The 26,167-nt window shown below is 72.6% G+C and carries 27 protein-coding genes and 3 tRNA genes; 16 read left to right on the top strand and 14 right to left on the bottom strand.

What is annotated here, in order from left to right; genetic code table 11:
* Positions 1 to 2: 2 nt before the first annotated feature.
* Both AB0B63_RS11180 and AB0B63_RS11175 read right to left on the bottom strand, forming a co-directional pair.
* The gene (locus AB0B63_RS11180) at positions 3 to 1,325 is read right to left on the bottom strand and encodes a deoxyribodipyrimidine photo-lyase (RefSeq protein ID WP_357016958.1); all 1,323 of its coding nucleotides are present in this window, start codon (positions 1,323 to 1,325) and stop codon (positions 3 to 5) included.
* On the bottom strand, positions 1,322 to 2,233 hold the full coding sequence (locus AB0B63_RS11175) for a phytoene/squalene synthase family protein (protein ID WP_357016955.1): 912 nt from the start codon (positions 2,231 to 2,233) through the stop codon (positions 1,322 to 1,324). The genes AB0B63_RS11180 and AB0B63_RS11175 overlap by 4 nt, the downstream gene beginning before the upstream one ends.
* A gap of 64 nt (positions 2,234 to 2,297) precedes the next feature.
* Here AB0B63_RS11175 and AB0B63_RS11170 point away from each other — a divergent pair, with 64 nt between their 5' ends.
* The 9 genes from AB0B63_RS11170 to AB0B63_RS11130 all read left to right on the top strand — a co-directional run bounded on the left by AB0B63_RS11170 (position 2,298) and on the right by AB0B63_RS11130 (position 8,857).
* A complete protein-coding gene (locus AB0B63_RS11170; RefSeq protein WP_357016952.1) occupies positions 2,298 to 3,452 on the top strand; it encodes a polyprenyl synthetase family protein in 1,155 nt (384 codons plus the stop codon).
* Between the two features lie 28 nt (positions 3,453 to 3,480).
* Complete coding sequence (gene crtI, locus AB0B63_RS11165) at positions 3,481 to 4,962, top strand: phytoene desaturase family protein (RefSeq protein ID WP_357016949.1); 1,482 nt, start codon at positions 3,481 to 3,483, stop codon at positions 4,960 to 4,962.
* A gap of 4 nt (positions 4,963 to 4,966) precedes the next feature.
* Positions 4,967 to 5,653, top strand: a complete 687-nt coding sequence (gene idi, locus AB0B63_RS11160) for an isopentenyl-diphosphate Delta-isomerase (protein ID WP_357016946.1) — start codon at positions 4,967 to 4,969, stop codon at positions 5,651 to 5,653.
* A complete protein-coding gene (locus AB0B63_RS11155; protein WP_208565368.1) occupies positions 5,643 to 6,581 on the top strand; it encodes a MerR family transcriptional regulator in 939 nt (312 codons plus the stop codon). Before idi ends, AB0B63_RS11155 begins: the two co-directional genes overlap by 11 nt.
* Positions 6,582 to 6,644: 63 nt before the next feature.
* Positions 6,645 to 7,433 (top strand): polysaccharide deacetylase family protein, encoded by a 789-nt coding sequence (locus AB0B63_RS11150; RefSeq protein WP_208565367.1) that lies wholly within the window; start codon positions 6,645 to 6,647, stop codon positions 7,431 to 7,433.
* Positions 7,434 to 7,576: 143 nt separating this feature from the next.
* Positions 7,577 to 7,649: transfer RNA gene (locus tag AB0B63_RS11145), tRNA-Glu, on the top strand.
* A 31-nt stretch (positions 7,650 to 7,680) separates the two neighbouring features.
* Positions 7,681 to 7,757 (top strand) — tRNA-Asp (locus tag AB0B63_RS11140).
* A 102-nt stretch (positions 7,758 to 7,859) separates the two neighbouring features.
* A tRNA-Phe gene (locus AB0B63_RS11135) sits at positions 7,860 to 7,933 on the top strand.
* Positions 7,934 to 8,332: 399 nt separating this feature from the next.
* The gene (locus AB0B63_RS11130) at positions 8,333 to 8,857 is read left to right on the top strand and encodes an SRPBCC family protein (RefSeq protein ID WP_208565366.1); all 525 of its coding nucleotides are present in this window, start codon (positions 8,333 to 8,335) and stop codon (positions 8,855 to 8,857) included.
* Between the two features lie 12 nt (positions 8,858 to 8,869).
* On the opposite strand, the gene AB0B63_RS11125 is transcribed toward AB0B63_RS11130, so the two are convergent.
* Positions 8,870 to 9,586 (bottom strand): DUF2786 domain-containing protein, encoded by a 717-nt coding sequence (locus tag AB0B63_RS11125; protein ID WP_208565365.1) that lies wholly within the window; start codon positions 9,584 to 9,586, stop codon positions 8,870 to 8,872.
* Between the two features lie 127 nt (positions 9,587 to 9,713).
* On the opposite strand from AB0B63_RS11125, the gene AB0B63_RS11120 reads away from it, so the two are divergent.
* The gene (locus tag AB0B63_RS11120) at positions 9,714 to 10,127 is read left to right on the top strand and encodes a hypothetical protein (RefSeq protein ID WP_357016941.1); all 414 of its coding nucleotides are present in this window, start codon (positions 9,714 to 9,716) and stop codon (positions 10,125 to 10,127) included.
* A 36-nt stretch (positions 10,128 to 10,163) separates the two neighbouring features.
* Here AB0B63_RS11120 and AB0B63_RS11115 read toward each other — a convergent pair whose 3' ends face one another.
* On the bottom strand, positions 10,164 to 10,553 hold the full coding sequence (locus tag AB0B63_RS11115) for a hypothetical protein (RefSeq protein ID WP_208565363.1): 390 nt from the start codon (positions 10,551 to 10,553) through the stop codon (positions 10,164 to 10,166).
* A 183-nt stretch (positions 10,554 to 10,736) separates the two neighbouring features.
* On the opposite strand from AB0B63_RS11115, the gene AB0B63_RS11110 reads away from it, so the two are divergent.
* Entirely contained in the window at positions 10,737 to 12,089 is a 1,353-nt protein-coding gene (locus tag AB0B63_RS11110) for an ABC transporter substrate-binding protein (protein ID WP_357016938.1), read from the top strand.
* A gap of 49 nt (positions 12,090 to 12,138) precedes the next feature.
* Here the strand turns inward: AB0B63_RS11110 and AB0B63_RS11105 are convergent, their stop codons facing one another.
* Positions 12,139 to 12,882, bottom strand: coding sequence for an enoyl-CoA hydratase/isomerase family protein (locus AB0B63_RS11105; RefSeq protein WP_357016935.1), 744 nt, complete (start codon positions 12,880 to 12,882; stop codon positions 12,139 to 12,141).
* On the bottom strand, positions 12,879 to 13,733 hold the full coding sequence (locus tag AB0B63_RS11100; RefSeq protein WP_357016932.1) for a 3-hydroxyacyl-CoA dehydrogenase family protein: 855 nt from the start codon (positions 13,731 to 13,733) through the stop codon (positions 12,879 to 12,881). Before AB0B63_RS11100 ends, AB0B63_RS11105 begins: the two co-directional genes overlap by 4 nt.
* Positions 13,734 to 13,902: 169 nt before the next feature.
* On the opposite strand from AB0B63_RS11100, the gene AB0B63_RS11095 reads away from it, so the two are divergent.
* Complete coding sequence (locus tag AB0B63_RS11095; RefSeq protein ID WP_091252088.1) at positions 13,903 to 14,208, top strand: hypothetical protein; 306 nt, start codon at positions 13,903 to 13,905, stop codon at positions 14,206 to 14,208.
* 93 nt (positions 14,209 to 14,301) lie between these two features.
* On the opposite strand, the gene AB0B63_RS11090 is transcribed toward AB0B63_RS11095, so the two are convergent.
* Entirely contained in the window at positions 14,302 to 15,093 is a 792-nt protein-coding gene (locus AB0B63_RS11090; RefSeq protein ID WP_357016929.1) for a methyltransferase domain-containing protein, read from the bottom strand.
* A gap of 43 nt (positions 15,094 to 15,136) precedes the next feature.
* Here AB0B63_RS11090 and AB0B63_RS11085 point away from each other — a divergent pair, with 43 nt between their 5' ends.
* Positions 15,137 to 15,517 (top strand): PPOX class F420-dependent oxidoreductase, encoded by a 381-nt coding sequence (locus AB0B63_RS11085; protein WP_208565358.1) that lies wholly within the window; start codon positions 15,137 to 15,139, stop codon positions 15,515 to 15,517.
* Positions 15,518 to 15,626: 109 nt separating this feature from the next.
* Here AB0B63_RS11085 and AB0B63_RS11080 read toward each other — a convergent pair whose 3' ends face one another.
* Together AB0B63_RS11080 and AB0B63_RS11075 are read right to left on the bottom strand one after the other, a co-directional pair.
* The gene (locus AB0B63_RS11080; protein ID WP_007073996.1) at positions 15,627 to 15,836 is read right to left on the bottom strand and encodes a BldC family transcriptional regulator; all 210 of its coding nucleotides are present in this window, start codon (positions 15,834 to 15,836) and stop codon (positions 15,627 to 15,629) included.
* Positions 15,837 to 16,087: 251 nt separating this feature from the next.
* Positions 16,088 to 16,927 carry a hypothetical protein gene (locus AB0B63_RS11075; protein WP_208565357.1) on the bottom strand — a complete coding sequence of 280 codons (840 nt, stop codon included), beginning with the start codon at positions 16,925 to 16,927 and terminating at the stop codon, positions 16,088 to 16,090.
* Between the two features lie 264 nt (positions 16,928 to 17,191).
* On the opposite strand from AB0B63_RS11075, the gene AB0B63_RS11070 reads away from it, so the two are divergent.
* Together AB0B63_RS11070 and AB0B63_RS11065 are read left to right on the top strand one after the other, a co-directional pair.
* Entirely contained in the window at positions 17,192 to 18,274 is a 1,083-nt protein-coding gene (locus AB0B63_RS11070) for a Glu/Leu/Phe/Val dehydrogenase (protein WP_208565356.1), read from the top strand.
* A gap of 343 nt (positions 18,275 to 18,617) precedes the next feature.
* Positions 18,618 to 18,836, top strand: coding sequence for a DUF3073 domain-containing protein (locus AB0B63_RS11065; protein WP_208565355.1), 219 nt, complete (start codon positions 18,618 to 18,620; stop codon positions 18,834 to 18,836).
* A 183-nt stretch (positions 18,837 to 19,019) separates the two neighbouring features.
* Here the strand turns inward: AB0B63_RS11065 and amcA are convergent, their stop codons facing one another.
* The 5 genes from amcA to AB0B63_RS11040 all read right to left on the bottom strand — a co-directional run bounded on the left by amcA (position 19,020) and on the right by AB0B63_RS11040 (position 23,727).
* Positions 19,020 to 19,253, bottom strand: coding sequence for a multiple cyclophane-containing RiPP AmcA (amcA, locus tag AB0B63_RS11060; RefSeq protein WP_208565354.1), 234 nt, complete (start codon positions 19,251 to 19,253; stop codon positions 19,020 to 19,022).
* Positions 19,222 to 20,325, bottom strand: a complete 1,104-nt coding sequence (amcB, locus tag AB0B63_RS11055; protein WP_357017121.1) for a cyclophane-forming radical SAM peptide maturase AmcB — start codon at positions 20,323 to 20,325, stop codon at positions 19,222 to 19,224. The genes amcA and amcB overlap by 32 nt, the downstream gene beginning before the upstream one ends.
* Before the next feature lie 128 nt (positions 20,326 to 20,453).
* Positions 20,454 to 21,608, bottom strand: coding sequence for a phosphoribosylformylglycinamidine cyclo-ligase (gene purM / locus AB0B63_RS11050; protein WP_357016923.1), 1,155 nt, complete (start codon positions 21,606 to 21,608; stop codon positions 20,454 to 20,456).
* Positions 21,609 to 21,667: 59 nt separating this feature from the next.
* Positions 21,668 to 23,206, bottom strand: a complete 1,539-nt coding sequence (gene purF / locus AB0B63_RS11045) for an amidophosphoribosyltransferase (protein ID WP_208565351.1) — start codon at positions 23,204 to 23,206, stop codon at positions 21,668 to 21,670.
* A 167-nt stretch (positions 23,207 to 23,373) separates the two neighbouring features.
* On the bottom strand, positions 23,374 to 23,727 hold the full coding sequence (locus tag AB0B63_RS11040; protein ID WP_357016920.1) for a sterol carrier family protein: 354 nt from the start codon (positions 23,725 to 23,727) through the stop codon (positions 23,374 to 23,376).
* Positions 23,728 to 23,877: 150 nt separating this feature from the next.
* Here AB0B63_RS11040 and AB0B63_RS11035 point away from each other — a divergent pair, with 150 nt between their 5' ends.
* Positions 23,878 to 26,127 (top strand): carboxypeptidase regulatory-like domain-containing protein, encoded by a 2,250-nt coding sequence (locus AB0B63_RS11035; protein ID WP_357016917.1) that lies wholly within the window; start codon positions 23,878 to 23,880, stop codon positions 26,125 to 26,127.
* Positions 26,128 to 26,167: the final 40 nt, after the last annotated feature.

The raw sequence follows: 26,167 nt of genomic DNA, 5'->3' as shown, positions 1-26,167 counted from the left end.
GGTCAGCGCAACCAGACCGGGTCGGCGCCGGGCACCTCCAGCGGCGGCGGGTAGTCGAGGGTGCGGCGCACCTCGACGGGCAGCCGCCACGGCTGGTGCACGGCCTTGCCGGCCACCGCCGCCAGCTCGGGCACCCAACGACGCACGTACCCGCCGTCGGGGTCGTAGCGTTCGGCCTGGCGGACCGGGTTGAGCCCGCGGTAGGGGCGGCTGTCGTTGCCGGTGCCGGCCACCCACTGCCAGTTGCCGGAGTTGTCGGGCACGTCCCCGTCGAGCAGCCAGCGGGAGAAGACCGCGAGACCGGGCCGCCAGTCCAGGCCGAGCACCTTGGTCAGGTAGCCGGCGGTGATCAGCCGGGCCCGGTTGTGCATCCACCCCTCGGCGTGCAGCTGGCGCATCCCGGCGTCCACGATCGGCATTCCGGTCCGACCCTCGGTCCAGGCGGTCAGCGCCGCCGCGTCGTACCGCCAGTCCTCGGTGGCCCCGCGCCGGTACGCCTTCGCCGCGATCTCCGGGAAGGCGGCGGTGACCTGGTGGTAGAAGTCCCGCCAGCAGAGCTGCCTGACGAACGGGTGCCCCCGGTCGTCGGCCCGGTTCGCCACCGCCAGCGGGGACAGGCAACCGAACCGCAGGTACGGGCTGAGCCGGGAGGTCTCGTCACCGGCCAGGTCGTCGTGGATGTCGTCGTACCGGCGCAGGGTCGGCAACCACTGCGTGAGCCGGCGCTGCCCGACGGTCTCGCCGCCGACCGCGGCCTGCGGCGACTCGCCCTTCGGCAGGGCCGGCAGCCGGCCGACCGCAACCCCGTCGGGCAGGGTGACCCGCCGGGGCGCGGCCAGCTCCTCGCGCCACTGCGCCGCCGACCAGACCCGGTGGTAGGGGGTGAACACCCGGTAGTGGTCGCCGCCGCCGGGTCGCAGCGCCCCCGGCTCGACGATCGTGACGCCGGGGAAGAGCCGCAGGGCGAGCCGGTGCCGGTCGCACTCGGCGCGCAGCCGGCGTTCCCGGCGCTGGGCGTAGCGGCTGACGTCGGCGGACAGGCCGATGCCCTCGGCACCCATCTCCCGGGCCACCCGGACCGCCTCGGCCACCGGGTCACCCCGGCGGATCACCAGGTCACCGCCGAGCCCGCGCAGGGTGTCCCGCAGCTCGGCGAGGCACTGGTGCAGGAACCGGGTGCGGTTGGGCGAGTGGTCGGCCAACGTCGGGTCGAGGACGTACAGCGGCACCACCCGGTCGAAGGCGGCGCAGGCCGTCGCCAGCGCCGGGTGGTCGTGCACCCGCAGGTCGCGGGTGAACAACACCACCGCCGTACGGCCGCTCACGTCAGGGCCGGGCCGGGCACCACGACCGGGGTGCCGGTACGGGTCAGCAGAGCCTTCGCCGCCACCGCCAGCCGTCGCCGCTGGGGCACCACGGCCCGCTTCACGAACACGTCGTAGTCCTGGGCGGCGACCTCGTCGAGGATGCCGCCGTAGAGGGCGTAGGCGGTGCGCATGCACGCCTGGGAGGCGGGGGCGAGCAGGGTGATGCCCGGCGCGGCGGCGGCGTAGTGGGCCTGGGCGCGGGTCACCTCGTACTCGATCAGGTCGCGGATCTTGTCGGTGCTGTGGCCGGCGGCCTGGGCGGCGAGCAGGTCCTCGCGGGTGACGTTGAACTTGGCGAGGTCCTCGTCGGGCAGGTAGGTGCGGCCCCGGTCGAGGTCCTCGGCGACGTCCCGGATGAAGTTGGTCAGCTGGAAGGCGAACCCGAGCTGCCGGGCCGGTTCCCGGGCGGCGACCGGGTCGGAGCTGCCGAGGATGGGCAGCATCATGGTGCCGATGACCGCCGCCGAGCCCTCCATGTAGTCGAGCAGGTCGTCGTAGGTCGGGTACGACATGACGGTCAGGTCCATCGCCATGCTGCGCAGGAACGACGCGAAGTCGGTCCGGTCCAGGTCGAACACGGCGATGGTGTGCAGCACCGCCGGCAGCAGCGGGTCGTCGACCGGCGCACCGTGCAGGCCGGCGACGAAGCGGGAACCCCAGGCGTCCAGCCGGGCGGCCCGCTCGGCGGGGGGCAGGTCCTCGGTGCGGTCCACGATCTCGTCGGCGTAGCGGGTGAACCCGTACAGGGCGTGCACGTGTCGGCGTTTCCATGCGGGGAGCAGCCGGGTGGCGAGATAGTAGGTGCGCCCGTGGTGTCTGTGCAGCTCCTGGCAGCGGGCATAGGCAGCGGTGAGATCGGTGTCCACCGGGCCTCCTCTGATTCGACGCAGCAATCGACGCAACTCGTAACCCTAGGGTACGCTCGCCCCCATGGCCAACGACGCAGTTGCGGGTAACGCGCTCCGCGTCGCGCCGGCACAGCCGGGAGCGACGGACGATCCGGTCCACGGCGTACTGGCCGCCTTCGCCCGTGACCTGGTCGACGACGTCGACGGCACCCTGGCGGCGTTCCTCGCCCGCGAGGTCGACGCGCTGACCGAGATCGACGCAGCGATGGGCGGTTTCGCCGCGACGGCACGCGACTGCGTGCTGGCCGGCGGCAAGCGGGTCCGCCCGACCTTCGCCTACTGGGGCTGGCGGGGCGTGGTGGGCGGCGACGCGCCACTGCCCACCGTGCTGCCCGCGCTGGCCGCCCTGGAACTGCTGCACACCTTCGCCCTGGTGCACGACGACGTGATGGACGCCTCGGACACCCGACGGGGCCTGCCCACCGTGCACCGGGCCGCCGCCGCCCGGCACGTCACCGCCGGACACACCGGCGATCCGGGTCGGTTCGGTGAGTCGGTTGCCGTCCTCATCGGCGACCTCTGCCTGGTCTGGGCGGACCGGCTGCTCGCCCACGCCACCGTGCCGCCGACCCGGATGCTGGAGGTGCGGCGCTGCTACGACCAGATGCGCGTCGAGACCATCGCCGGGCAGTACCTCGACGTGCTCGGCGAGAACGACGCGGCGAACTGGTCGGTGGACCGGGCGCTGCGGGTGGCCCGCTACAAGACGGCCAGCTACACCGTCCAGCGTCCGCTGCTCTTCGGCGCCTGCCTGGCCGGCACCGAGCCCGACGCGCCGCTGATCGCCGCGTACACCCGCTACGGGCTGGCCGTCGGCGAGGCGTTCCAGCTCCGCGACGACCTGCTCGGCGTCTACGGTGACCCGGCGGCGACCGGCAAGCCGGCCGGCGACGACCTGCGCACCGGCAAGCCGACGGTGCTGCTGATGCTCGCCCGCCAACTCGCCACCGGCGGCCAGCGGCGGGCGTTGGAGCGGGCCGGCACCGCCGTCGGCATCCGCGAGGTCGCCCGGCTGGCCGACATCGTCGCCGACACCGGAGCGGTCGGCCGGGTCGAGCGCATGATCTCCGACCGGGTCACCGACGCGCTCGCCGCGTTGGAGACCGCGTCGATCGACGAGACGGCGCGCACCGCGCTGACCGGTCTCGCCACCGCCGCCGCGACGCGGCGGGCATGATGGGCAACTTTCTGAAGGAGGTGGTCGCGTGCGGACCGTGACGGGACGTACGGACCGGGTGGTGGTCGTGGGCGCGGGCCTGGGCGGGCTGGCGTGTGCGCTGCACCTGGCCGGTAGCGGCCGGCAGGTGACCGTGCTGGAACGCGAGCCGGTGCCGGGCGGACGGGCCGGTCGGCTCAGCGTCGACGGGTACGAGTTCGACACCGGCCCCACCGTGCTCACCATGCCCGACCTGATCGCCGAGGCGCTCGGTGCGGTCGGCGAGGAGCTGCACGACTGGCTCGACCTGACCCCGGTCGACCCCGCCTACCGGGCCTACTACCCGGACGGCTCCACCCTGGACGTGATCACCGACACCACCCGGATGGCGGCCGAGATCTCCCGGGTCTGCGGCCCCCGCGAGGCCGACGGCTACCTCCGGTTCGTCGACTACGCCCGCAACCTGTGGAACTGGGAACGGGCCGACTTCATCGACCGCAACCTGGACGCCCCGACCGACCTGCTCACCGGCAACCTGCTGAAGTTGCTGGCGAACGGGGCGTTCCGGCGACTCCAAACCAAGATCAACCAGTTCTTCTCCGACCCGCGTACCCAGCGGATCTTCTCCTTCCAGGCGATGTACGCCGGGCTCTCGCCGCACGACGCGCTGGCCATCTACAGCGTCATCGCGTACCTCGACTCGGTGGCCGGGGTCTACTTCCCGCGCGGCGGCATCCACGCGGTCTCCAAGGGGATGGCCGGCGCGGCCGAGAAGCACGGCGTCCAGATCCGCTACGACACCACGGTCGCCCGGGTGGAGACCGCCAACGGCCGGGCCACCGGCGTGGTCACCGCCGACGGCGAGCTGATCCCGGCCGACGTGGTGGTGCTCAACCCGGACCTGCCGGTCGCCTACCGCGACCTGCTCCCCGAGGGGCGGCAGCGGAAGCTGACCTACTCGCCGTCCTGCGTGGTCCTGCACGTCGGATCGACGCAGGGGTATGGGAAGATCGCTCATCACAACATCCACTTCGGACGGTCCTGGAAAGGCACCTTCGACGAGGTGATCAGGCGCGGCGAGCTGATGAGCGACCCGTCGCTGCTGGTCACCAACCCGAGCCGGACCGACCCGTCGGTCGCCCCGGACGGCCGGCACACCTACTACGTGCTGGCCCCGGTGCCCAACCTCGACCGGGCCCCGTTCGACTGGCGGGGCGACCTGAGCCGGCGCTACGCCGACCAGCTCGTCGCCACGCTGGAGGAACGCGGGTACGTCGGGTTCGGCGCCGGCATCGAGGTGTTGCGTACGATCACCCCCGCCGAGTGGGAGGAGCAGGGAATGGCCGCCGGTACGCCGTTCGCCGCCGCGCACAGCCTCTTCCAGACCGGGCCGTTCCGCCCGTCCAATCTGCACCGCAGCCTGCCCAACGTGGTCTTCACCGGCTCCGGCACCCAGCCCGGTGTCGGTGTGCCGATGGTGCTGATCTCCGGCAAGCTGGCCGCCAACCGCATCACCGGCGCGGGTCGGTGACCGCGTGAAATCCCGGGAGGCTCACCTCGTCGAGCTGGTCGACGACACCGGACGGGTGCTCGGCGAGACCACCGTCGCCGCCGCCCACCAGGCACCCGGTCGCCTGCACCGGGCCTTCTCGGTGCTGTTGGTCGACCCGGACGGCCGGGTCCTCCTGCAACAGCGGGCCCCGGTCAAGACCCGGTTCCCGCTGCGCTGGGCCAACTCGTGCTGTGGGCACCCGCTGCCGGCCGAGTCACTGGCGGAGGCCGCCAACCGCCGGCTCGCCGAGGAGCTGGGCGCCGGGCCGGTGTCGCTGACCGAGGTCGGCGTCTACCTCTACTACGCCGAGGACCCGGCCACCGGTCGGGTCGAGTTCGAGTACGACCACGTGCTGCGGGCCGACGTGCCGGCCGCACTCACCCTGCGGCCGGACCCGGACGAGGTGGCCGAGCTGCGCTGGGTCGACCCGACCCGGTTGATGACCGAGATCGACGCCGACCCGCGCCCGTACGCCCCCTGGCTCGGTGGCGTGGTGAGCCGACTGCTCCGGCCGGCCCCGACCACCACCGGCCCCGACGCTCCTGCCGTCGCCGACCCCGATGCTCCCGCCGGGGGTCCCGAGGCTCCCGCCGGGGGTCCCGCCGCCGGCTCCGCAATACCGTCCGGCCGCCGGGTGGACGACGCGTCGGAGCGGTCGGGTGGTCGCTGAGCCGCTGAGCGCGGGGGCCGTGGCACGCCGGCTCGGCGTGGCGGTCACCACCCTGCGTACCTGGCACCAGCGCTACGGCCTCGGCCCGAGCGAGCACGTCCCCGGTCACCACCGGCGCTACACCCCGGCCGACCTGGCCCGCCTGGAGATCATGCGGAAGCTCACCGCCGAGGGGGTCAGCCCGGCGGAGGCGGCCCGCTGGGCGAAGCAGAGCCCCGGCACCGCGGTACGCCTGCCGGCCGGGGCCAGCCGGGACGGCGGCGGACAGGCCATCCCCGTCGGCCGGGCGGGACCGGCGGCCCGGGGGCTGGCCCGTGCCGCGATGCGACTGGACGCGGCGGCGATCGGCGACACCATCTCCCAGGCGCTGGCCACCGACGGGGTGATCGCCACCTGGGAGGGGCTGCTCCGGCCGGTGCTGGCCGGCATCGGTGAGCGGTTCGTGGCCACCGCCGGCCTGATCGACGTGGAGCACCTGATGTCCCGGTGCGTCTCCGAGGCGTTCGCCGCCGTCGCCCGCTCCGGCCGGGCCACCGGGCCGGCCCGCATCCTGCTGTCCTGCGCCGACGAGGAGCAGCACACCCTGCCCCTGGAGGCGCTCGCCGCGGCGCTGGCCGAGGCGGGGGTGGCGTACCGGATGCTCGGCGCCCGGGTGCCGGTGGCCGCGCTGGTCGAGGCGGTCAACCGGACCGGGCCGGCGGCCGTGGTGGTCTGGTCGCACACCCGCCCCACCGCCGATCCGGGGCAGCTCTCCGCCCTGCTCGCGGTGCCCCGCCGACCGCTGCTGGTGCTCGCCGCCGGGCCGGGCTGGCGGGCCGACACCCTGCCCGCCGGAGTGGTCCGACCGGTCGACCTGGCCGAGGCGGTGTCGCTCGCGCTGGCCGTCCGGGATTCGTTGGACCAGTCCACCGGGACCGACCTGGCCTGACATATTTCGCTTTCGTGAACTACCGTCGGGGCCGTCCGCGTACCCCCATCCCTCGGAGTGACGATGCGTTCACGCCCCGTCCTGGCGGTTGTCCTGGGTCTGCTCCTGCTGGTCGCCGGCTGTGGAGACAAGCCCCGGCACGTCCGGCCGGCCGCCGCGCCCGCCCCGACGACCTCCGCACCCGAGCCGGCCCAGACCCCGGTGCCGACGCCGCCGCCGACCAAGAAGCCGAAGCCCCGGCTGCGGCCCAAGCCCAAGACGCTGCCCGCCGGATTGCGTAAGGCGACCGGGGTACGCGCGGTGGCGCTGACCTTCGACGACGGACCCGACCCGACCTGGACGCCGAAGGTGCTCAACCAGCTCCGGGCGGCGAAGGTCAAGGCGACGTTCTGCGTGGTCGGCACCCAGGTCCGCAAGCACCCGGAGCTGGTGGCCCGGATCGTCCGCGAGGGGCACCAGCTCTGCAACCACAGCTGGCACCACGACGTCGACCTGGGTCGCCGGCCGGTCGCCGACATCCGGGCCGACCTGGTGCGCACCAACCAGGCCATCACCAAGGCGGTCCCGGGCGCGAAGGTGCCGTTCTACCGGCAGCCCGGTGGCCGGTGGACGCCGGAGGTGGTGCAGGTCGCCAAGGAACTCGGCATGCGGTCGCTGCACTGGACCGTCGACCCCCAGGACTGGGCGAAGCCCACTTCCGGGGTGATCTCCGGGCGGATCAGGAGCGCCTCCCGCCCCGGTGCGGTGGTGCTGATGCATGACGGCGGGGGTGACCGGAGCCGCACCCTGGGCGCCGTGCCGCAGGTCATCGGCGACCTCAAGCGCCGTTTCGGCATCGCACCACCTCGCTGACCTGCTACTTTGCCGGGCCGCACCCCGGCGGGCATACCGGTTTGGTCGACCGCCGGGGCATGGCATATGCTTCTCATGCCTCCGGCGGGGCCGGATGGGAGCAAGTCCGCTTGAAGTTGCGAGTGTGCAATGATGGCGGGGCCGCCCTCATCGTCTAGCGGCCCAGGACGCCGCCCTTTCAAGGCGGTAGCACGGGTTCGAATCCCGTTGGGGGCACGATCCGGCCCAGCCGGAGGCAACAAAGCTAGGTCCTGTGGAGCAGTTGGAGTGCTCGCCGCCCTGTCAAGGCGGAGGTCGCGGGTTCAAGTCCCGTCAGGACCGCCAGCGCCGACGCCGCGTGCACCATTGCGCGGCGTTCTGCGTATCGGGACGTGTCACCCTGTCGGCGGAGACCCCGCCCTCCGGGTAACATGTCCCGAAGCACCAGGCCAGGTAGCTCAGTTGGTACGAGCGTCCGACTGAAAATCGGAAGGTCGGCGGTTCGACCCCGCCCCTGGCCACATAGCCTTTCGCCGGGCTACAGAGAGCGGTGACCTGCGGAAACGCGGTCACCGTTTTCGTGTATCCGACCCAGATGTGGCGTCCCCCCGGCCTGCCCCCGTTCCGGCCGGAATGCCCACTGGCAGCCCACCGCCGCCCCGGCCACGGGTAGCTGCACCCGCGACCTGGCCCTGTGCCGATCGAGACCTCCCCTCGCGACCACCGCGCCCCGGTAGCCGCCGGGCACGGTGTCCCTGTCGCGCAGTCGCGGGCCGTCCGCTTGGCGGCTGCACGGTGGCCGTCACCTGAGCCCGTTCCCGCCCGGTGATGCCCAACCGCGCCCGGTCCATGTCCATTGTCCGGAAGGGGCCAGTACGCGAGGCTGCAGAGCGCCTCATCAGCCGGTATGGTCCGGGCCTATGGGGCAGGAGAAGGCGAATCCGGAGGGCGTCCATCAGGACGTCGACCGGTATTCGTTGCGCTCCACGCTCCTCGTCCCCGCCACCGCCGAGCAGGCCTTCGCGGTCTTCACCGGCTCGCTGGCCGACTGGTGGGTCCGGGAGTACACCTGGTCCGGCCCGGCGGCGCTCGCCGAGCTGGGGATGGAGCCCCGGGCCGGCGGCATGCTCTACGAGATCGGCCCGTACGGCTTCCGGGGCGACTGGGGCCGGGTGCTCACCTGGGACCCGCCACGGCGGCTCGTCTTCACCTGGCAACTCGGCCCCGACCGGCTCCCGGTGCCCGACCCGGCGCGCGCCAGCGAGGTGGAGGTGCTGTTCCTGCCGGACGAGTCGGGGCGCACCCGCATCGAGCTGGAGCACCGGCACTTCGACCGGCACGGTGAGGCCGCCGAGGGCTACCGTGCGGCGTTGACGGCCGGCTGGCACGAGTTGCTCGGCCGTTATCTCGCCACCCTCACCGGCGCCGCCCCGGGCCCGCACTGACCCCACCGGTGTTCACCGTCCGGGGAGTCCGGGGTGGGGTGGGGTGGTCGGGGCGTGCACCGCGTCGGGCCCGCCGAGGTCGGCCCGTTGGCCGGCCGCCTCCCCCGCGCCGAACCCGGAGCCGGCGAGCCGGCGGGTGGGCGCGGTCCGCAGCCGGGGATAGACCTCGGTGACCCGGCGGGCCACCCGGTCGGAACGGTCGGCCAGCACCAGCGCGACCGACGGGGTGCCGTCTTGCGCCACCGCGCCCGCCTCGGCGGCCCGGAGCCGTTCGGCGATCACCCGGGCGAAGCCGGCCAGCCAGGAGCGCCGGAACGCCGCCGGGTGTTCGCCGGGTGGGACCACGGTGCCGGCGAGGCCGTGCGCGGCCTGCACCAGCAGCGAGGTGAAGAGCAGGTCGACCCGTTCCAGGTCGCTGGCGAAGCCGAACAGGTGCAGCGCGAAGCCGGTGCCGGCGGGTCGGCGTATGCAGCGGCAGCGCAGCGGGTCGGCCACCGCCGCGAGCAGCCCGGCCTTGTCCCGGGCGTACGGGGCGACGACGTCGACCAGCCGGTCGCCGACCGGGTCGGTGGTGGGGTCGCGGGCGGCCAGCAGGGCGCGGTCGACGCCGTAGCGGGCGATCAGTTCGGTGGCCTTGGCGGTGAAGGCGGCCGCTTCGGCGGGGGTGCAGGCGGCGTCCTCTGCCTGGGCCAACAGCTTCCGCACCTTGCTGAGCATCGCCTCGGACATGGGTCACAGGTACCACAAAAGGTTCACGGTTGTGTCACAGCGGGATCAGAGATCGACAGATATCATCGCCACTCACCGCACCCTGTGCACGACGCAGGGTCCGCCCCTCTTCCCTGGAGGCACCACCATGGCATCCCGGACCGCCCGACTGACCGCAATCGTCGCCGCCCTGCCCCTGCTGTGGTTCGGCGCACCCGCCCAGGCCGCCGCGGAGACGAACCTCTCCGCATCGGCTGCCACCTGCTATGGCGGGGCGGTCCGGTCGTACTTCCAGGTCGGTGGCTGGGGCGGGGACGCCGGGCCGTACAAGGCCAGCACCCGGTGCAAGGACGTCAACGTCAAGAACAGCAGCGAGTTCGGTACCGAGGCGTGTGTGGTCTTCATCGACAAGACCAACAAGTGCAACTACCTGACCTACCTGCCGGCGAAGTCCGACTGGATCACCGTCGCCACCAACGTGCGCGACGGCGCGAACTTCAAGGTCCGCTTCACCAACCTGCGCTACGAGTACGAGCCGCTGGTGGCGTACCACGCGTACTGAGCCGGCCGGCGCGGCGTCCGCACGGGCGTCGCGCCGTCAACCGGCCCGACTGCGCAGGGTCGCCACGGTCGAACCGGCGAGGGTGAGCAGGCAGTCCGGCAGCTGCCCGTCGGCGACCGCCGCCCCGAACAGCGCCTCACCGGTGTCGGCGTCGTGGTTGGCGTACGCGCTGACGAAGCGGGCCACCCAGCGGGTGTCGTACCCCGCGTCGTCGATGCCCGGGAAGTCCAACGCGCAGGTGCCCGGCGGTGGCGGGTCGCCGACCATGGTGGCGGCCAGCGTCCAGGCGACCGTGTAGGCACCGGCGAGGCCGGACCGGTCCACCACGGCGTCGAAGGTGCCGGCCACCGCGGCGCCGTCCCCGGTCAGCGCCGAATGGAGCACGGCGGTAGCGTCGGCCAGCGTCTGATCCGGTACGTCGGTCACCTGCGGCACAGTAGGACGCCAGGTCAAGCGAAGACAGCGCCGAGATGGTGACCACCCGCTGAGCCGACGTGACAGAGCGTGCGGTCCGCTGTCGGGCCGGCGACCAGGGCAGCCTCCCTGGTCCCACGGTTGTCGTCGGCACGCTATGGTGCCCACCGGACCTGCGCCGGAGGAAGGACGACCATGCTCGTTACACGCGGCCCGCGCGCGGCCATCCTGGCGGCCTGCGCGTCGTTCCTGCTCGTCACCAGCGCCTGCGGGACGACCGACAAGCCCGAGGAGACGGCTGCCCCGCAGGTACGCCTGTACGGCACCGACGGCAACATGCTCAACTCCTTCGCCGCCGAGCTGAAGGACCGGGCGGATCTCGTCGACGGCATGAAGGGCACCACCCCGCTCACGCCGCTCACCGACGACTTCAAGCAGCGGCTACGTTCCATCGACCCGAAGTTGACCGACTACCTCTACGCGGCGGAGTCGTACGACGCGGTCATGATCAGTGCGCTGGCCGCCCAGTTGGCGGGCAGCACCGATCCGGCCGACATCGCCAAGCAGATCGTCGGGGTGACCACCAACGGTCAGCGCTGCACCGACGCGGCGAGCTGCCTGTCCCTGGCCCGCGACGCCCAGGACATCGAGTACCGCGGCCCGTCGCTGACCCGCGCCGGCTTCACCGACCTCGGGGAGCCGGCCACCGCCAGCTACGCGACCCTGCACTTCGACAACCAGAAGATCAACGACGCGAAGACCGAGTTCGTCGGTGCGGGGGACGAGTCCGGGGTGAGCACCAAGGCCGCCCCCAAGCCCAAGAAGCAGCGGGGCGGGCGCAACGACAGCAGCGACGGCTCCCCGCTGATCCTGGGTGGCCTGCTGCCCAAGACCGGTGACCTGGCCCTGGCCAACCCCCCGTTGGCGGCCGGTGTGGCGCTGGCACTCAAGGAGATCAACGCCGCCGGTGGGGTGCTCGGCGACCCGGTGACGTGGATCGACGGTGACGACGGCACCAACCCGGCCGTCGCCAAGGCCACCGTGGCCTCGCACGTCAAGGACAAGGTCCAGGTCATCATCGGGGCCGCCGCCTCCGGCATCTCCAGCGCGGTGCTGCCGGACGTGGTGGCGGCCGGCAAGATCCTCTTTTCGCCGTCCAACACCGACTCCGGGTTGAGCCAGGCCGACGACAAGGGCCTCTACTTCCGGACCGCCCCGCCGGACAGCCTCCAGGGCCGGGCCCTGGCCGACGTGATCCTCCGCGACGGACCGCACAAGATCGTGGTGGTGGCCCGCAAGGACTCCTACGGCGAGGGCCTCCAGGAGACCGTCCGCGCCGAGCTGGAGCGGGCCGGCTTCGGCACCGACCGGGTGAAGCTGTTCACCTACGAGCCGCCGGCCGACGCCAAGGCCCCGCCCGTCGACTTCGGCAGCCTGGCCGGCGAGATCAAGAACTACAAGCCGGAGGCGGTGCTGGTCATCGGCTTCGGTGAGTCCGCCGGGCTGATCAAGGCGCTGGCCGACGCGGGCGTACCGATCCGGCACTGACGCGACGTGGGTGGGGGCGGCACCGGGTGTGGTGCCGCCCCACCGCCGTTCAGCGGGGTCGCCGACGTTCCAGGAAGTCCGTCATCCGACGGTGCTTCTCCTCGTCTTCGAAGAGCACCGCCTGGCTGACCAGGTCCAGCTGCGGGTGGGCGGCGGGCGGGGCGTCCACCGCCAGTTTGGTCAGCCGCAACGCCAACGCGGAACCCTTCGCCATCTCGTCGAGCAGTCCGTGCGCGGTGGGCAGCAGCTCCGCCGGTTCGGCCACCACCCGGTTGACCAGGCCGATCCGCAGCGCCTCGTCGGCGTCGACCCGCCGGCCGGTGAACAGCAGCTCCTTGGCCCGCCCCTCGCCGACCAGCGCCGGCAACCGGTGGGTCGCCCCCGCGCCGGCCAGGATGCCCAACCGCACCTCCGGCTGGCCGAAGACCGCCCGCGCCGTGCACACCCGCAGGTCGCAGGCGTACGCCAGCTCCGCGCCGCCGCCCAACGCGGGGCCGTCGACGGCGGCCACGCTCGGCATGGGCAGGGCCCGGAGCCGGGCGAAGGCCGCCGAGTTGATCGCGGCGAGGGCGTCCAGCCGGCCCCGCTCGCGCAGTTGACCGATGTCGGCCCCGCCGGCGAAGAGCCCGTCGGTGCCGCCGGTGAGCAGCAGCAGCCGCGGCCGGGCCTCCAGCGCGGCGCAGACGTCGTGCAGCGCACCGATCAGGTCGGCGTCGATGGCGTTGCGTTTCTCCGGCCGGTCCAGGGTCACCACCACCCGGTCGGGCAGCTCCTCCACCCGCAGTCCGCTCATTGCCGGCGACCGTCCTTCCACGCGTAGAAGCCCTGGCCGGACTTCTTGCCGAGCTTCCCGGCGGCGACCATCTCGACCAGCAGCGGTGGCGGGGCGAACCGGTCACCGTAGGCGGCCTGGAGGGTGCGGGCGATGTCCAGCCGCACGTCCAGCCCGACCAGGTCGGTCAGCTCCAGCGGGCCGACCGGGTGCCGGTAGCCGAGCACCATCGCCTTGTCCACGTCGGCCGGGTCGGCCACCCCGTCGGCCACCATCCGGATCGCCTCCAGGCCGAGGGTCACCCCGAGCCGGGAGGTGGCGAACCCGGGCAGGTCGCGTACCACGACGGGGTCCTTGCCCAGCCGGCCGGCGAGCGCGACGGCCGCCGCGGTGGTCTCCGGCGCGGTGGCCGCGCCGACCACCACCTCCAGCAGGGCCATCGCCCAGACCGGGTTGAAGAAGTGCAGCCCGAGGAAGGACTCCGGTCGGGCCAGGCCCCCGGCCAACTCGCCGATGGGGATGCTGGAGGTGTTGCTGCCCAGCAGCGCCGGGCGCAGCCGCTCCGCCTCGGCGAGCACCGACCGCTTCAGCTCCGGTCGCTCCGGCACCGCCTCGACGATCACCTCCGGTGCCGGGGCGACCTCGGCGAGCGCGCCCCGCAGGGTGATCCGGGCCCGCTGCGCGGCGGCCTCGTCGGCACCGGCCTTGCCCCGCTGCACCGCCCGCGCGCACAGCTCGTCGAGGCGGACGGCGGCGGCCTCGGCCCGCCCCCGGTCCACCTCCACCAACTCGACGGCGTAGCCCGCGCCGGCCGCCACGTAGGCGATGCCGAGCCCCATCGTGCCGGCCCCGACGACGACAAGACGACTCATGGAAGCTCCCTCACTGCGCACGGTGACGTGCGGGGTCTCCGGCACGCCCGACCGCTCGCTTCGCTCGCTCATGGGTGCGACCCTATGCAGCACCGTTCCCGGCGGTATGCGTGGGGGATCGCCGCACCGGGTACAGACGGGCCAACGTCAAGGGAAGGAACCAGTCGACATGAGCCAGGCACCGGAGACCGTGGACGGCAGCGGCACCACCGACGGCACGGCGATCGTGGAGACGCGCGGCAACGAGCGCGTCGACCTGCTCCGCGCCGACACCAACAACGACGGCAAGACCGACGTGTGGGTGGTGGACACCGACGGCGACGGCCGGGCGGACCTGTTCCAGTTCGACACCGACGGCGACGGCAAGGTCGACATCACCATGGTCGACATCGACGAGGACGGCACCCCGGACGAGGTGGTCGACGGCGACGGTGGCCTCCCCCCGGAGCCGCTTCCCCCGACCGTCCAGGTCTGATCCGGACGCGGGGGCCCGACCGGGCCCCCGCTCACGGCCCACCCGTCCCCGGGGCCCGCTCACCACCCGCCGGGCCCCGCCAGCCGGCCCCGCTCACCACCCGCCGGGCCCCGCCAGCCGCAGGGTGGCCAGGTAGTACGGGGCGTCGCGGTCGTCCACGTCGGTCAGCCGCCACGGGGTGCCCCGGACCAGTTCGGCCAACTCCTCGGCGGAGCAGACCAGGTAGTCGAACCACTCGGTTCCGAGTTCGCGGTAGCGCAGCCGCAACCGTAGTTGCCCGCCGAGGCGCCCCCGCTGCCGGTTCCACTCGTGGTAGCCGGTGTGCACCGGGTCGGTGGTGCCGTACGGGTCGGTGCCGTGCGCGATGACCTGCGCGCCGGGCCGGGCCAGCGCGGCGAGCGCGGCGAGGAACGCCGGGGCCCGCTCCCGTCCCTCGATCAGCCCCAGGTTGTTGCCGAGCAGCAGGAACGTGTCGTAGCGGCGGCCATCGGCGACGTGCTCGTCGACGGTGCCGAGGACGAGGTCGCGGACCCCCCGGTGCCGGCTGACCCGCAGCGCCCCCGGTGAGGTGTCCAGCCCGGTGACCGGCACCCCGCGCTCCTGGAGCACCAGCGCGATCCGCCCGCCCCCGACGCCGACGTCCAGGGTGGCCCCCCGGGTCCGGTCCACGGCCCGGTGGTCGTACGGCTGCCAGTGCTCCGGCCCGTCGAGGTAGTGCGCGGCGGGGGCCCCGTTGACCAGTCCGTCGTCCCGTTCGATGATCTCGATGACCGGTCGGGGCAGCCGTCCGCCGACCAACGGCCGGGGGCCGATCCCGGTGTGCACCGCGTACGCGTCGCGCAGCAGTTCTCCGAACACGTCGCCCAGCCGAGGTTCTCCGGTCACGACCTGCACGTTATCCGGGAGCGGTCGCCGTATCCTGGGCGGCGTGACCGATCTGGACCGCCTGGCGGCGGAGAAGTACGTCCTGCTGACGACGTTCCGCAAGGACGGTCGTGCGGTGTCCACCCCGGTCTGGGCGGTCCGTGACGACGACACCCTGGCGATCTGGACGGTCGCCGACTCGGGCAAGGTCAAGCGGATCCGGCGGGACGGCACGGTGACGGTGGCCCCCTGTGACGTGCGCGGCCGTCCGCTGGGCGAGGCGGTGCCGGGCCACGCGGTGCTCTGTGGGCCGCAGGAGAGCAGCCGGGTGCGTGACCTGCTCAAGCGCAAGTACCGGCTGCTGGGCCGGTTGACCCTGCTCGGCAGCCGGCTGCGCCGGGGCGAGGCGGGCACCATCGGTATCCGGGTCACCGTCGGGCCGTGACCGTCGGCCCGGCCGGTGACCGCACCGACCACGTACATGACTCAGGGGCGGTCGGTCGCCGCTTGCCGCGACGTCCGCCCGCCCCTGAGGTCGAAACGCTCTGACCGGGTCAGTCCCCCTGGCGCTGCTGGGGGATCTGTCCCTGTAGCAACGCCCGCACCTCCGACTCACGGTACCGACGGTGTCCGCCCAGGGTTCGGATCGCGCTGAGCTTCCCCGCCTTGGCCCACCGGGTCACCGTCTTCGGGTCGACACGGAACATCGACGCCACCTCGGCCGGCGTGAGTAGCGGCTCTGGTTCGTGCGTTCGCGATGCCATCGGTCACTCCTCCACATGGATAGACATCGGCCGGGGTCCCGCCGGCCGACGCGTCTCCCATGGTCCGGCTAGTCCCCGATGTCCGACATGGGCCGAACGGCCGAAGGTCCCTAGACGGACGGATGAACCATGCCCGATTTATCTGACTTTTACACGGCAGAAAGTACCTTATTCGGACTCATGATCACGGTTCGTGATGCGTCAACTACGAGACTGTCTCATGGTTGGCGTTGTTACTGGGCGTTTTATGGCTAATTGCACCGCTCCAGCAACTGGATCGCCCGCCACCTGGCAACCAGCTGGTCATAGGCCGCCGACGCCTCGTCCGCCTCGCCCCGGGAGAGCCCGGCCAGACCCGTCGCCACCAGCTCCGGCGAGTCGTCCCCCGCCAGCGTCTCGTCGGAGAGCAACTGCACGAGACCGCCGTAGTCCAGCTCGACCACCGAGCGCGGGTGGAACTCCTCCAACCACCGGGCGGCCTCCTCCACCGCCTCGGTGATCGGCGCCTCACCGATCGACTTCTTCAGCACCGACAGCGCCCGGGAGGCCCGCCGCCGGGCCCTGGAGATCTCCGTCCGGTAACGCAACGCCCGCCGCCCCGGCCGGGTGACCAGGTCCCGCTCGCCCCCCTCGAAGAGCACGAACCACCGCAGCGGTACGCCCCAGGTGGCGATCTGCTCGTGCAGCCGGGGCACCCCGTGCTCCAGCACCCGGGCACCGCTGCGCCAGTCCTCCACCACCGACTTGGCCTGCCCGGCCAGGATCGGCGGGACGAACGCGTCGGCGATCACCGACGGCACCCCTTCGCGGGCGCTCAACGCCGCCTCGGCGACCCGGACCCGCAGGTTCCAGGGGCAGACCAGCAGGGCATCGTCGATCTCCAGCACGTACGCCTCGTCGGGCAGGTCGGGCAGCCGGGTCCAGCCCGCGCCGAGCGCCGCGATGACCGAGGTCCGTTGCCGGCCCGGCCCCTCCAACGGGGCCACCGCCCGCCCTTCCCGCACGTAGCGCCGCCAGTACGACTGACGGTCCCGGTCGAAGGCGGTCAGCGGCTCGTACACGCGCAGGTAAGAAGCGAAGAGCGACGGCACCGCGCGATCCTCCCACGAAACCCGGTGCCGGTGCCGCCGCCGTCGTGCCCGGCCGGGCCGGTGCCCGGCGGGCGGCAGGTGACCCGGTGCCGGGTGGCCCGGCCGGACCGGGGCCGGTCGGCGGCGGACGACCCGGTGCCGGGCCCGTCGGGCTACGGCACGGTCTCCGACCGCCACTAGGCTGGTCAGGGGCCGGCACCATCCCCGCCGGCAGCCGACCAGGTCCGCGCCCCACGAGGGCGCACACCGACACAGGAGCGTGTCATGGGCGTATTCGCGAGCACCGACGACCCGGGATCAGCCGGTCACGAGCAGGTCGTCTTCTGTCAGGACAGGCAGAGCGGCCTCAGGGCGATCATCGGTATCTACTCGACCGCGCTGGGCCCCGCGCTCGGCGGCACCCGGTTCTACCCGTACGCCAGCGAAGCGGCGGCACTGGCCGACGTGCTGGACCTGTCCCGGGGGATGGCGTACAAGAACGCCCTGGCCGGGCTGGACCTGGGCGGCGGCAAGGCGGTCATCTGGGGTGACCCGGACCAGCTCAAGAGCGAGTCGCTGCTGCGCGCGTACGGCCGGTTCGTGCAGTCCCTGGGTGGGCGCTACTACACCGCCTGCGACGTCGGCACCTTCGTGGCGGACATGGACGTGATCGCGCGGGAGACGCGCTACGTGACCGGCCGCAGCGTGGAGCACGGCGGCGCGGGCGACTCGTCGGTCCTCACCGCCTGGGGGGTCTTCCAGGGGATGCGGGCCGCCGCCGAGCACGTGTGGGGCACCCCGAGCCTGCGCGGGCGTCGGGTCGGGGTGGCCGGGCTCGGCAAGGTCGGCCGGCACCTGACCGGTCACCTGGTCGATGACGGGGCCGAGGTGGTGGCGACCGACGTCGACCCGAGGGCACTGGCGTGGGCGCGGACCAACCATCCCGGCGTCACCCTGGTCGACGACACCTCCGCGCTGGTCGCCGCCGACATCGACGTGTACGCCCCGTGCGCCCTGGGCGGGGCGCTCAACGACGACACCGTGCCGGCGCTGCGGGCCCGGGTGGTCGCCGGGGCGGCCAACAACCAGCTCGCCCATCCGGGCATCGAGAAGCAGCTCGCCGACCGGGGGGTCCTCTACGCCCCCGACTACGTGGTCAACGCCGGCGGTGTGATCCAGGTCGCGGACGAGATCGAGGGCTTCAACTTCGACCGGGCGAAGCTGCGGGCCACCCGGATCTTCGACACCACCCGGCAGATCCTGCGGCTGGCCGACGACGAGGGGGTGCCGCCGGCCGTGGCGGCCGACCGGCTGGCCGAGCGTCGGATGGCCGAGGTGGGCCGGCTGCGCGCCATCCACCTGCGGTGAGCGCCCGTCCCGGGCCTGGCGGCCGGCCGCGCCCGGGACACCGCCCCCGGCGGCCCACCGGGTCCCGGCCCGACCGCCGCCGGGGTAGGGACACCCGCTCGACAGCATGGGGATTACGTGGCTTTTGGGATGGTTTGACCGGCGTCATGGGCAGCTCCGGCGATCACCCCTTACCCGGTACAATCGGTGACGGCCGGGTGACTGCGACGCGCAGGGCCGGCAGACGGTAACCCGAGGTGCCGAACGGTGGCATCCCCATGTACCGTAAGAGCCACGAGAGATGCCTGACGTCATCGGGGCCCGCCTTCGGGCTGCCCCGCATTCTGTGCGAGGGGGTCGAGCCATGGGGCGCGGCCGTGCTAAGGCCAAGCAGACAAAGGTGGCCCGGGAGTTGAAGTACCACTCCCCGAACACCGACCTCACCGCCTTGCAGCGCGAATTGGCGAGTGCTGGTGGGAAGTCCGAACAGCACTTCGACGACGACTACAAAGAGTATGTCGACGACGACGACGAGGATCATGCGGGCGACGATCCGGACCCCTGGGCTCCGGCGACCCGCTGACCTCCGGTCACATTGAGCACGCGGCAACTCTCCGCGTGCTCACGCATGTGCCCGACCAGAGCGGCGCTACCACCGACGATCAGGGACCCCGCCGTCCCGGAGCACGCTCCGGCCGATCGGCGCGGTCCCTGATCCCGGCGGCCACCGCTACCCGGCCGGTGCGGTGAACCGTCGTCGCCGGGCTCAACGCGGTCGGTTGTTCCAGTTGTAGAAGGTCGGGATGTTCTCGAAGTGGTTCCAGGCGCACACCGCGCCGGCACCCTCCCCGCCCGACGCCTCCGACCGGGAACGACGCGCGGCGTCAGCCTCGTGGAGCAGGGCGGAGATCTCCCCAGCAGCCTCCCGCACCCGGTCGGCGACCTGGTCCGTGCCAGCCCCGACGCGCTCAGGCGACCGGTGACTCGTGGTCTCGGGCATGCTCCAACACTCCCTCCAATAGGCGGATCTTGCTGTTGCGGCAGTGCTCGGTCTCCGTACCGTCGAACCGCCCCTGCTCGAAGTAGCGGTTGGCCGCATGGCCACCGCCGCAGAAGCCGAAGTACGGGCAGGACGACCGGCACGCCTCGACACCGGTGAGGAACTCACCCACCCAGTCCGTGCCCGCCGCCCCGGCCAGGATCTCGGCCAGTGGGGTGGCCAGCACGTTGCCGCTGCTGAAGTCGCCGTAGCGGGCGTCGGAGAAGCCGGCCAGCTCGGGGGAGAGCACGGTCACCGAGCCGTCGTGCCCGATCGTCGGGATCGGGTCGAGCTGCCGGGGCAGCAGGTCACCCTCCGCGCCGTCGAGCACCGCCGCCGCGTACCGCAACGACCACTCCACCTCCCGCAGGTGCAGCCGCGGTGTCCGCCGCCAGGCCGACACCAGCTCCGCCCAGAACGCGGTCACCGTCGCCGCGTCGTAGGCGTTGCTGCGGGTGTTGACCCCCTCGGTCTCCTCGATGTTCAGGCCGAGGACGTCACAACCCAGGTCGAGGAAGTAGTCGTACAGCTCCGTGGCGAGCCCCGGCGTCGGCCGGCTCACCACCGCCAGCGCCGAGAACGGCAGACCGTGCCGACGCAACGCGGCGATCCCCCGGACGATCCGGTCGTACGCCGGCCGGCCGGCCCGGGTCACCCGCTCCCCGTTGCGGTCGGGTGGGCCGTCCACGCTCACACTGACCCGCACCCCGTGCTCGACGAAGAACGCGCACCAGGCGTCGTCGATCAACGTGGCGTTGGTCTGCACATGGTGCTCGACCCCGGCGGGGAACGGGGCGATCAGCGCGGCCAGATGCTCCCGCCCGGCGGCGAGCGGCTCCCCGCCGTGCCAGACCACCGAGAACCGGCCCTGCGCCGCCCAGGGGGCCACCGCGGCAGCCACCGCCTCGGCCACCGCCACCGGCATCCGCCGGTCGACCGCCCGGTACGGCAGATAGCAGTACGCGCAGTCGAGGTTGCACAGCGTCGTCGGCTGCATCACCACGTACGACGGGATCGTCGCGACGCCCCGCATACCCGTCACGGCCGGGGCCCGAGCAGTCATCGACCCTCCTCCCGCTTGCCCGAAGTGTCCTTCAGGCTAGGCGGCGACGGCCGCTCGGGTGAACCCCCGACCAGTGTCCGTCCGATCAACCCCGACGATCAGCCCCGGGTGTGCTGGCCGATCATCTGGACGTTGCCGGTGCCCTCGATGATCTCGCCGGCCTGCCAGGCGTCCACCCCCCGGCCGGCCAGGGTGGCCAGCGCACGGTCGGCGTCCTCGGCGGAGACGATGGCGAACATGCCGATGCCCATGTTGAACGTCGACTCCATCTCCGGGTCCTCGATCCGGCCCTTGGACTGGATCAGGTCGAAGATCGGCTGCGGCTTCCAGGTGGCCCGGTTGACCACCGCGTCGACGTGCTCGGGCAGCACCCGGACCAGGTTGCCGGGGATGCCGCCGCCGGTGACGTGGGCGATCGAGCGCACCTCCGCCTCGGTGATCAGCTTCAGGCAGTCCTGCGCGTAGATCTTGGTCGGGGTGAGCAGCTCCTCGCCCAGGGTGCGCTGCCGACCGAAGTCGTCGATCACCACGTCCAACCGCATCCGGCCGGCCCCGAGCAGCACGTGCCGCACCAGCGAGTAGCCGTTGGAGTGCAGCCCGGACGAACGCATCGCGATCACCACGTCGCCCACCTCGACCCGGTCCGGGCTGAGGATCTCGCTCTCCTCGACCACACCCACCCCGGTGGCGGAGACGTCGTACTCGTCGGGACGCAGCACGCCCGGGTGCTCGGCGGTCTCGCCACCGAGCAGCGCGCAGCCGGCGTACCGGCAGCCGTCGGCGATGCCCGCGCCGATCTCGGCGACCCGGTCCGGCACGACCTCGCCGGTGGCGATGTAGTCGAGCAGGAACAGCGGCTCGGCCCCGCACGCCACCAGGTCGTCCACGACCATCGCGACCAGGTCGATGCCGATCGTGTCGTGGATGTCGAGCTGCTGGGCGATGACCAGCTTGGTGCCCACGCCGTCCGTGGAGGACGCCAGGATCGGGTTCTTGTACTTCTTGGTGTCCAGCCGGAACAGGCCCGCGAAGCCGCCCAGGTCACCCATGACCTCCGGCCGCCGGGTCTCCCTCACCTTGGACTTGAGCAGCTCCACCGCCCGGTCGCCCGCCTCGATCGACACCCCGGCGTCGGCGTACGAGACCGAGCGTTTGCGGCTGGTGCGGCTGGTGCCCGCCGTCCAGGGCTGGCGGTCGCCACCGGCGCCGCTCGGGCTACTTCCTGCGCCGCTGCGCTCGGACACGTAGGTCACGGTTCTCCCCTTTGTGGTTCTCGGTGCCGCGCCGACGGTGGCCGGACGGCCCCGGTGTACTACGGGCGGTGGGCGGTCGCGCCGCCCGGAGTGGCGACGAGCGGTGTGTGGTGCTCGGAGGAGGCGTCCGGGGCGTCGGCGACCCGCCGGCCCACCCCTTCGAGCACGTGCTTGCCGATCAGGTTCCCGGCCGGCAGGTCGATCGGGTACTCCCCGTCGAAGCAGGCCCGGCAGAGCCGGCTGCGGGGTTGTTCGGTCGCGGCGATGAGACCGGGGAGCGAGACGTAACCGAGGGTGTCGGCACCGATCGACCGCCGGATGCCCTCGTTGTCCAGCCCGTTGGCCAGCAGTTCGGCCCGGGTGGCGAAGTCGATGCCGTAGAAGCACGGCCAGTTCACCGGCGGGGAGGAGATCCGGACGTGGACCTCCAGCGCACCCGCCTCGCGGAGCATCCGCACGATCGCCCGCTGGGTGTTGCCGCGCACGATCGAGTCGTCGACCACGACCAGCCGCTTGCCCCGCACGTTCTCCCGCAGCGGGTTCAGCTTGAGTCGTACGCCGAGCTGACGCAGGGTCTGCGACGGCTGGATGAAGGTACGCCCGACGTACGGGTTCTTCATCAGGCCGGCGCCGTAGGTGATGCCGGACGCCTCGGCGTAACCGATGGCGGCCGGCGTGCCCGACTCGGGCACCGGGATCACCAGGTCCGCCTCGACCGGGTGCTCCTTGGCGAGTTGCCGGCCGATCTGCACCCGGGCGGCGTGCACGTTGCGGCCGGCGATGGTGGCGTCCGGGCGGGCGATGTAGACGTACTCGAAGAGGCAGCCCTTGGGCTCCGGCGCGGCGAACCGGCTGGACCGCAGCCCCTCCTCGTCGATCGCGATCAGCTCACCCGGCTCGACCTCGCGCACCACGCTCGCGCCGACGATGTCCAGCGCGGCGGTCTCGCTGGCCACCACCCAGCCGCGTTCCAACCGGCCGAGCACCAGCGGGCGGACGCCGTGCGGGTCACGGGCGGCGTAGAGGGTCGACTCGTCCATGAAGACGAAGCTGAACGCGCCGCGCAGCTGCGGCAGCACCTCCAGCGCGGCGGCCTCCACCGACAGGTCGGGGCGGCTGGCCAGCAGCATGGTCACCAGTGAGGTGTCGTTGGTGGCCCCGTCGTCGAGCAGGCCGCGCTCGGCGACCTCCTTCTGCAGCTCGGCGGTGTTGACCAGGTTGCCGTTGTGCGCCAGGGCGATCGTGGTGCCGGAGGTGGTCGAACGGATCGTCGGCTGGGCATTTTCCCAGGTCGAGCCACCGGTGGTGGAGTAACGCGCATGCCCGATCGCCAGATGGCCCCGCAGGCTCTTCAGCGTCGGCTCGTCGAACACCTGGGCCACCAGACCCAGGTCCTTGTAGACCACCACACCCGATCCGTCGCTCACCGCGATGCCGGCGGCCTCCTGGCCGCGGTGCTGGAGGGCGTACAGACCGAAATAGGTGAGATTGGCAACCTCTTCACCCGGGGCCCAGACGCCGAAGACGCCACAGGCGTCCTGGGGGCCGGGTCGCTGGGGGTCAAGGTCGTGGCTCAGCCGGCCATCGCCTCGGGGCACTGCCGCTCCCTCATGCTGGTCTGGACTGGCCTGGCGGAGCCGGGGGCTGCTCCGCGCCTTTCGGCCCTGGACCACTGTCGTCGCCTGACAGTGTACGCGAACACGAGTCAATACAGAAAGTCACGATCCCCCTCCACCCAGTCACCCGCCCGCGCCTAACGGTGCAGCTAGAGCGGCAGATGGTCGGTGAGGTCCGCCCGGTTTCCGCTCACCTGTACGCGACCGTCCGTGACCGCCTGCGCCCACGACAACCGACCGGTAGCGAGCGCCAACCAGGTGTCCGGCGCCATCTCCACCACGTTCGGCGGGGTGCCCCGCGTGTGTCGCGGACCCGCTACGCACTGAACTGCACCGTAAGGTGGGACACGCACCTCCACCGATCGGCCGGGGGCACGCTCCGCGAGGACGGTCAGAAGGGTACGGACCGCCTCCCGATACACCGGTCGTTCGGGCGTACGCCCCTCATCGAGAGCCGTCAGCGCCGTCAGCACCGCGGCGGACTTAATGTGCGGAGAGGACACGACGGGACGATACGACCCCTGACTCTCGGATGCCACGCTGGCCCCTGGGTCGCGCCGATCCGGTCAGACAAGGCATAGTTGCCGACGGCGTATTCGTACCGTGATGATCCCCGGCCCCCGCCGGGGAGGTCAGACCGGAAGGCGGTTGACGTGTCAACACACCGACGTGCCTGGACGCAGCGGGCCGGTGTGGTCGTAGCGCTGGTGGCCGGCGCCCTGCTCACCGTCCCCGCCACACCCGCTTTCGCCGCTCCGAGCGTCACCAACGTGTCGGCGTCCCCGAGCTCCGTCGAGGCCGGGAAGTCCACCCGGGTCAACTACTCGCTCACCGTGGGTGACGACTCCCCGGTCGACGTCTCTGTCACCTCCAGCAACGGCAAGCTCCGCTGCGTGGACGGTTGCGGTCGCACCAAGGTCGACCAGAGCGGCGGGTCCAGCGCCACCTTCAGCCTCGCCGACGACGCGTCGAACGGCTCCGCCACCATCACCGTCAAGGCCGTCGACGCCAACGGTGCCGAGAACTCGGCCAGCACGACCGTGACCCTGGTTGCCAAGGCCGCGCCGCAGACCACCGCGCCGCAGGACAAGCCGACGGTCAAGTCGATCTCCGGCAAGGTGGTCGTGACGGCCACCGGAGACGCGGTGCCCAACGCGGTGGTGGGCCTGGAGGATTCCACCGGCAAGCAGTTCAACACCACCAGCGACGGCAGCGGCAACTTCCGGATCACCGGGTCCAGTGCGAACCCGATCGCGCCCGGCTCGATGGTCCTCGGTGCCAGCAAGGACGGCATCGTCGCCACCAAGCCGATCAGCGCGGGGGCCGGGCAGAGCCTGAGCAACCAGCGGATCAGCCTGGCCCTGAAGGTCGAGGTGAGCCCGAGCGCCACCCCGTCGACCACGGCTGAGGCGACGCCGACGGACGAGACGACCGGGGACACCACCGCCGAGGAGACCACCGAACCGACCGGTGGGCAGCAGCAGGCGGCGTCCCAGGACGACGACAGCGGCTTCGGCTCCTTCCTGATCATCCTGCTCGGCGGCCTGCTGGTGGCGGCCGGTGTCGGCACCATCGTGCTGCTCTGGATCCGTCGCAAGAACGCCGACGACGGCGACGGTCCGGCCGGTGCCGGAGCGGCAGGCGGCGTCCCCGGTCCCCGCAGCCCACGCGGCACCGACGACCAGACCCGGGTCGTCAACCGGGTCGGTGCCGGCCCCGACCCGACGATGGTCGGCAGTTCCGCGCTGAGCGACGCGCCGACGATGCTGCAACGACCGGTCGTCGACGACGTCCCGCCGGACCCGTACGCGGCCCCGCCGCAGCCCTACGGCGCACCGCAGGACAACTGGGCCGGTGCCGGCGGCTACGGCGAGGAGCCCGCCGGCCAGGCCGGCTACGGCCAGCCGGGCGGCTACGGTAACGCGCCCGCCTCCGGTGGTGGCTACGGCGCAGCCGGTGCGGCAGGAGCTGCCGGCGCGGCGGGTGCCTACGGTGCGTCGCCCGCACCGGCTGGTGGCTACGGCAACGCCCCGGCCTCGGGTGCCGGCTACGGCAACGCCCCCGCCTCGGGTGCCGGCTACGGCAACGCCCCCGCCTCCGGCGGCGGTTACGGCAACGCCCCCGCCTCGGGCGGTGGCTACGGTGGTCGCGACTACGGCGCGACGGCCGGTGCCGCCGGCTATCCGGCGCAGGAGCAGGCCGGCGGTTACGGCGGCGACCGCTACGACGAGCCCACCGGCCGGTACACCGGCGACAGCACCTCGTACGCCCCGGCGGCCGACCCCTACCCGACCAGCACCTACCAGCCGGAGCCGGACGCCTACGGCCAGTCCGGCGCGGCCGGTTACGGCCAGCCCGAGCAGGGCGGCTACGGCCGGGGCGGGGAGCCGACCGGCGGTTACCCCGGCGGCGGCTACGGCCAGCAGGCCGGCTACGACTCCGGTCCGGCCCAGGGCTACGGCGGCCAGCACGGCGGGTACGACCAGCCCACCGGGGGCCACCAGGGCGGGGGTGCCCACCAGGGCGGCTACGACCCTCGTGGCGGCGGTCAGCACGGCGGCTACGAGCAGCGTGGTGGGGCCCACCAGGGTGGTTACGACCAGCCCGCCGGGTACGACCAGCAGGGCCCGGGCTACGACCAGCAACCCGGCTACGGCTCCCCGCAGGGAGGGTACGGCCAGACCGGTGGTTACGGTGCCGAACAGTCACCGGGCGGATACGGTCAGGAGCCGCCGCCGCAGCGCACCGGCGGGTACGACCAGCAGGGTTACGACCAGCAGCAGGGTGGATACTACGGCGACCAGCCACAGGCCGGCCGCGACCAGCCCCCGGCCGGACGGGCCCGGCCGGACGGGCCGGCTCCGGAGCGCGGCGGACGCCGCCTCGACTGGTTGGACGACTGACCCACCGACGACACCGACGACTGCGGGCCGCCCGACACAC

It is taken from the genome of Micromonospora sp. NPDC049081, from assembly GCF_040648835.1.
GTDB classification, from domain to species: Bacteria; Actinomycetota; Actinomycetes; order Mycobacteriales; family Micromonosporaceae; genus Micromonospora; species Micromonospora antibiotica.
This window is presented reverse-complemented; position numbering and strand designations above follow the sequence as displayed.

What these genes read in the sequence shown, in the direction of transcription:
- AB0B63_RS11170 (WP_357016952.1), top strand. Translation starts at nt 2,298, where the DNA reads ATGGCCAACGACGCAGTTGCGGGTAACGCGCTCCGCGTCGCGCCGGCA.
- AB0B63_RS11150 (WP_208565367.1), top strand. Translation starts at nt 6,645, where the DNA reads ATGCGTTCACGCCCCGTCCTGGCGGTTGTCCTGGGTCTGCTCCTGCTG.
- AB0B63_RS11130 (WP_208565366.1), top strand. Translation starts at nt 8,333, where the DNA reads ATGGGGCAGGAGAAGGCGAATCCGGAGGGCGTCCATCAGGACGTCGAC.
- AB0B63_RS11125 (WP_208565365.1), bottom strand. Translation starts at nt 9,586, where the DNA reads ATGTCCGAGGCGATGCTCAGCAAGGTGCGGAAGCTGTTGGCCCAGGCA.
- AB0B63_RS11120 (WP_357016941.1), top strand. Translation starts at nt 9,714, where the DNA reads ATGGCATCCCGGACCGCCCGACTGACCGCAATCGTCGCCGCCCTGCCC.
- AB0B63_RS11110 (WP_357016938.1), top strand. Translation starts at nt 10,737, where the DNA reads ATGCTCGTTACACGCGGCCCGCGCGCGGCCATCCTGGCGGCCTGCGCG.
- AB0B63_RS11105 (WP_357016935.1), bottom strand. Translation starts at nt 12,882, where the DNA reads ATGAGCGGACTGCGGGTGGAGGAGCTGCCCGACCGGGTGGTGGTGACC.
- AB0B63_RS11100 (WP_357016932.1), bottom strand. Translation starts at nt 13,733, where the DNA reads ATGAGTCGTCTTGTCGTCGTCGGGGCCGGCACGATGGGGCTCGGCATC.
- AB0B63_RS11095 (WP_091252088.1), top strand. Translation starts at nt 13,903, where the DNA reads ATGAGCCAGGCACCGGAGACCGTGGACGGCAGCGGCACCACCGACGGC.
- AB0B63_RS11080 (WP_007073996.1), bottom strand. Translation starts at nt 15,836, where the DNA reads ATGGCATCGCGAACGCACGAACCAGAGCCGCTACTCACGCCGGCCGAG.
- AB0B63_RS11070 (WP_208565356.1), top strand. Translation starts at nt 17,192, where the DNA reads ATGGGCGTATTCGCGAGCACCGACGACCCGGGATCAGCCGGTCACGAG.
- AB0B63_RS11065 (WP_208565355.1), top strand. Translation starts at nt 18,618, where the DNA reads ATGGGGCGCGGCCGTGCTAAGGCCAAGCAGACAAAGGTGGCCCGGGAG.
- amcA (WP_208565354.1), bottom strand. Translation starts at nt 19,253, where the DNA reads ATGCCCGAGACCACGAGTCACCGGTCGCCTGAGCGCGTCGGGGCTGGC.
- amcB (WP_357017121.1), bottom strand. Translation starts at nt 20,325, where the DNA reads ATGCGGGGCGTCGCGACGATCCCGTCGTACGTGGTGATGCAGCCGACG.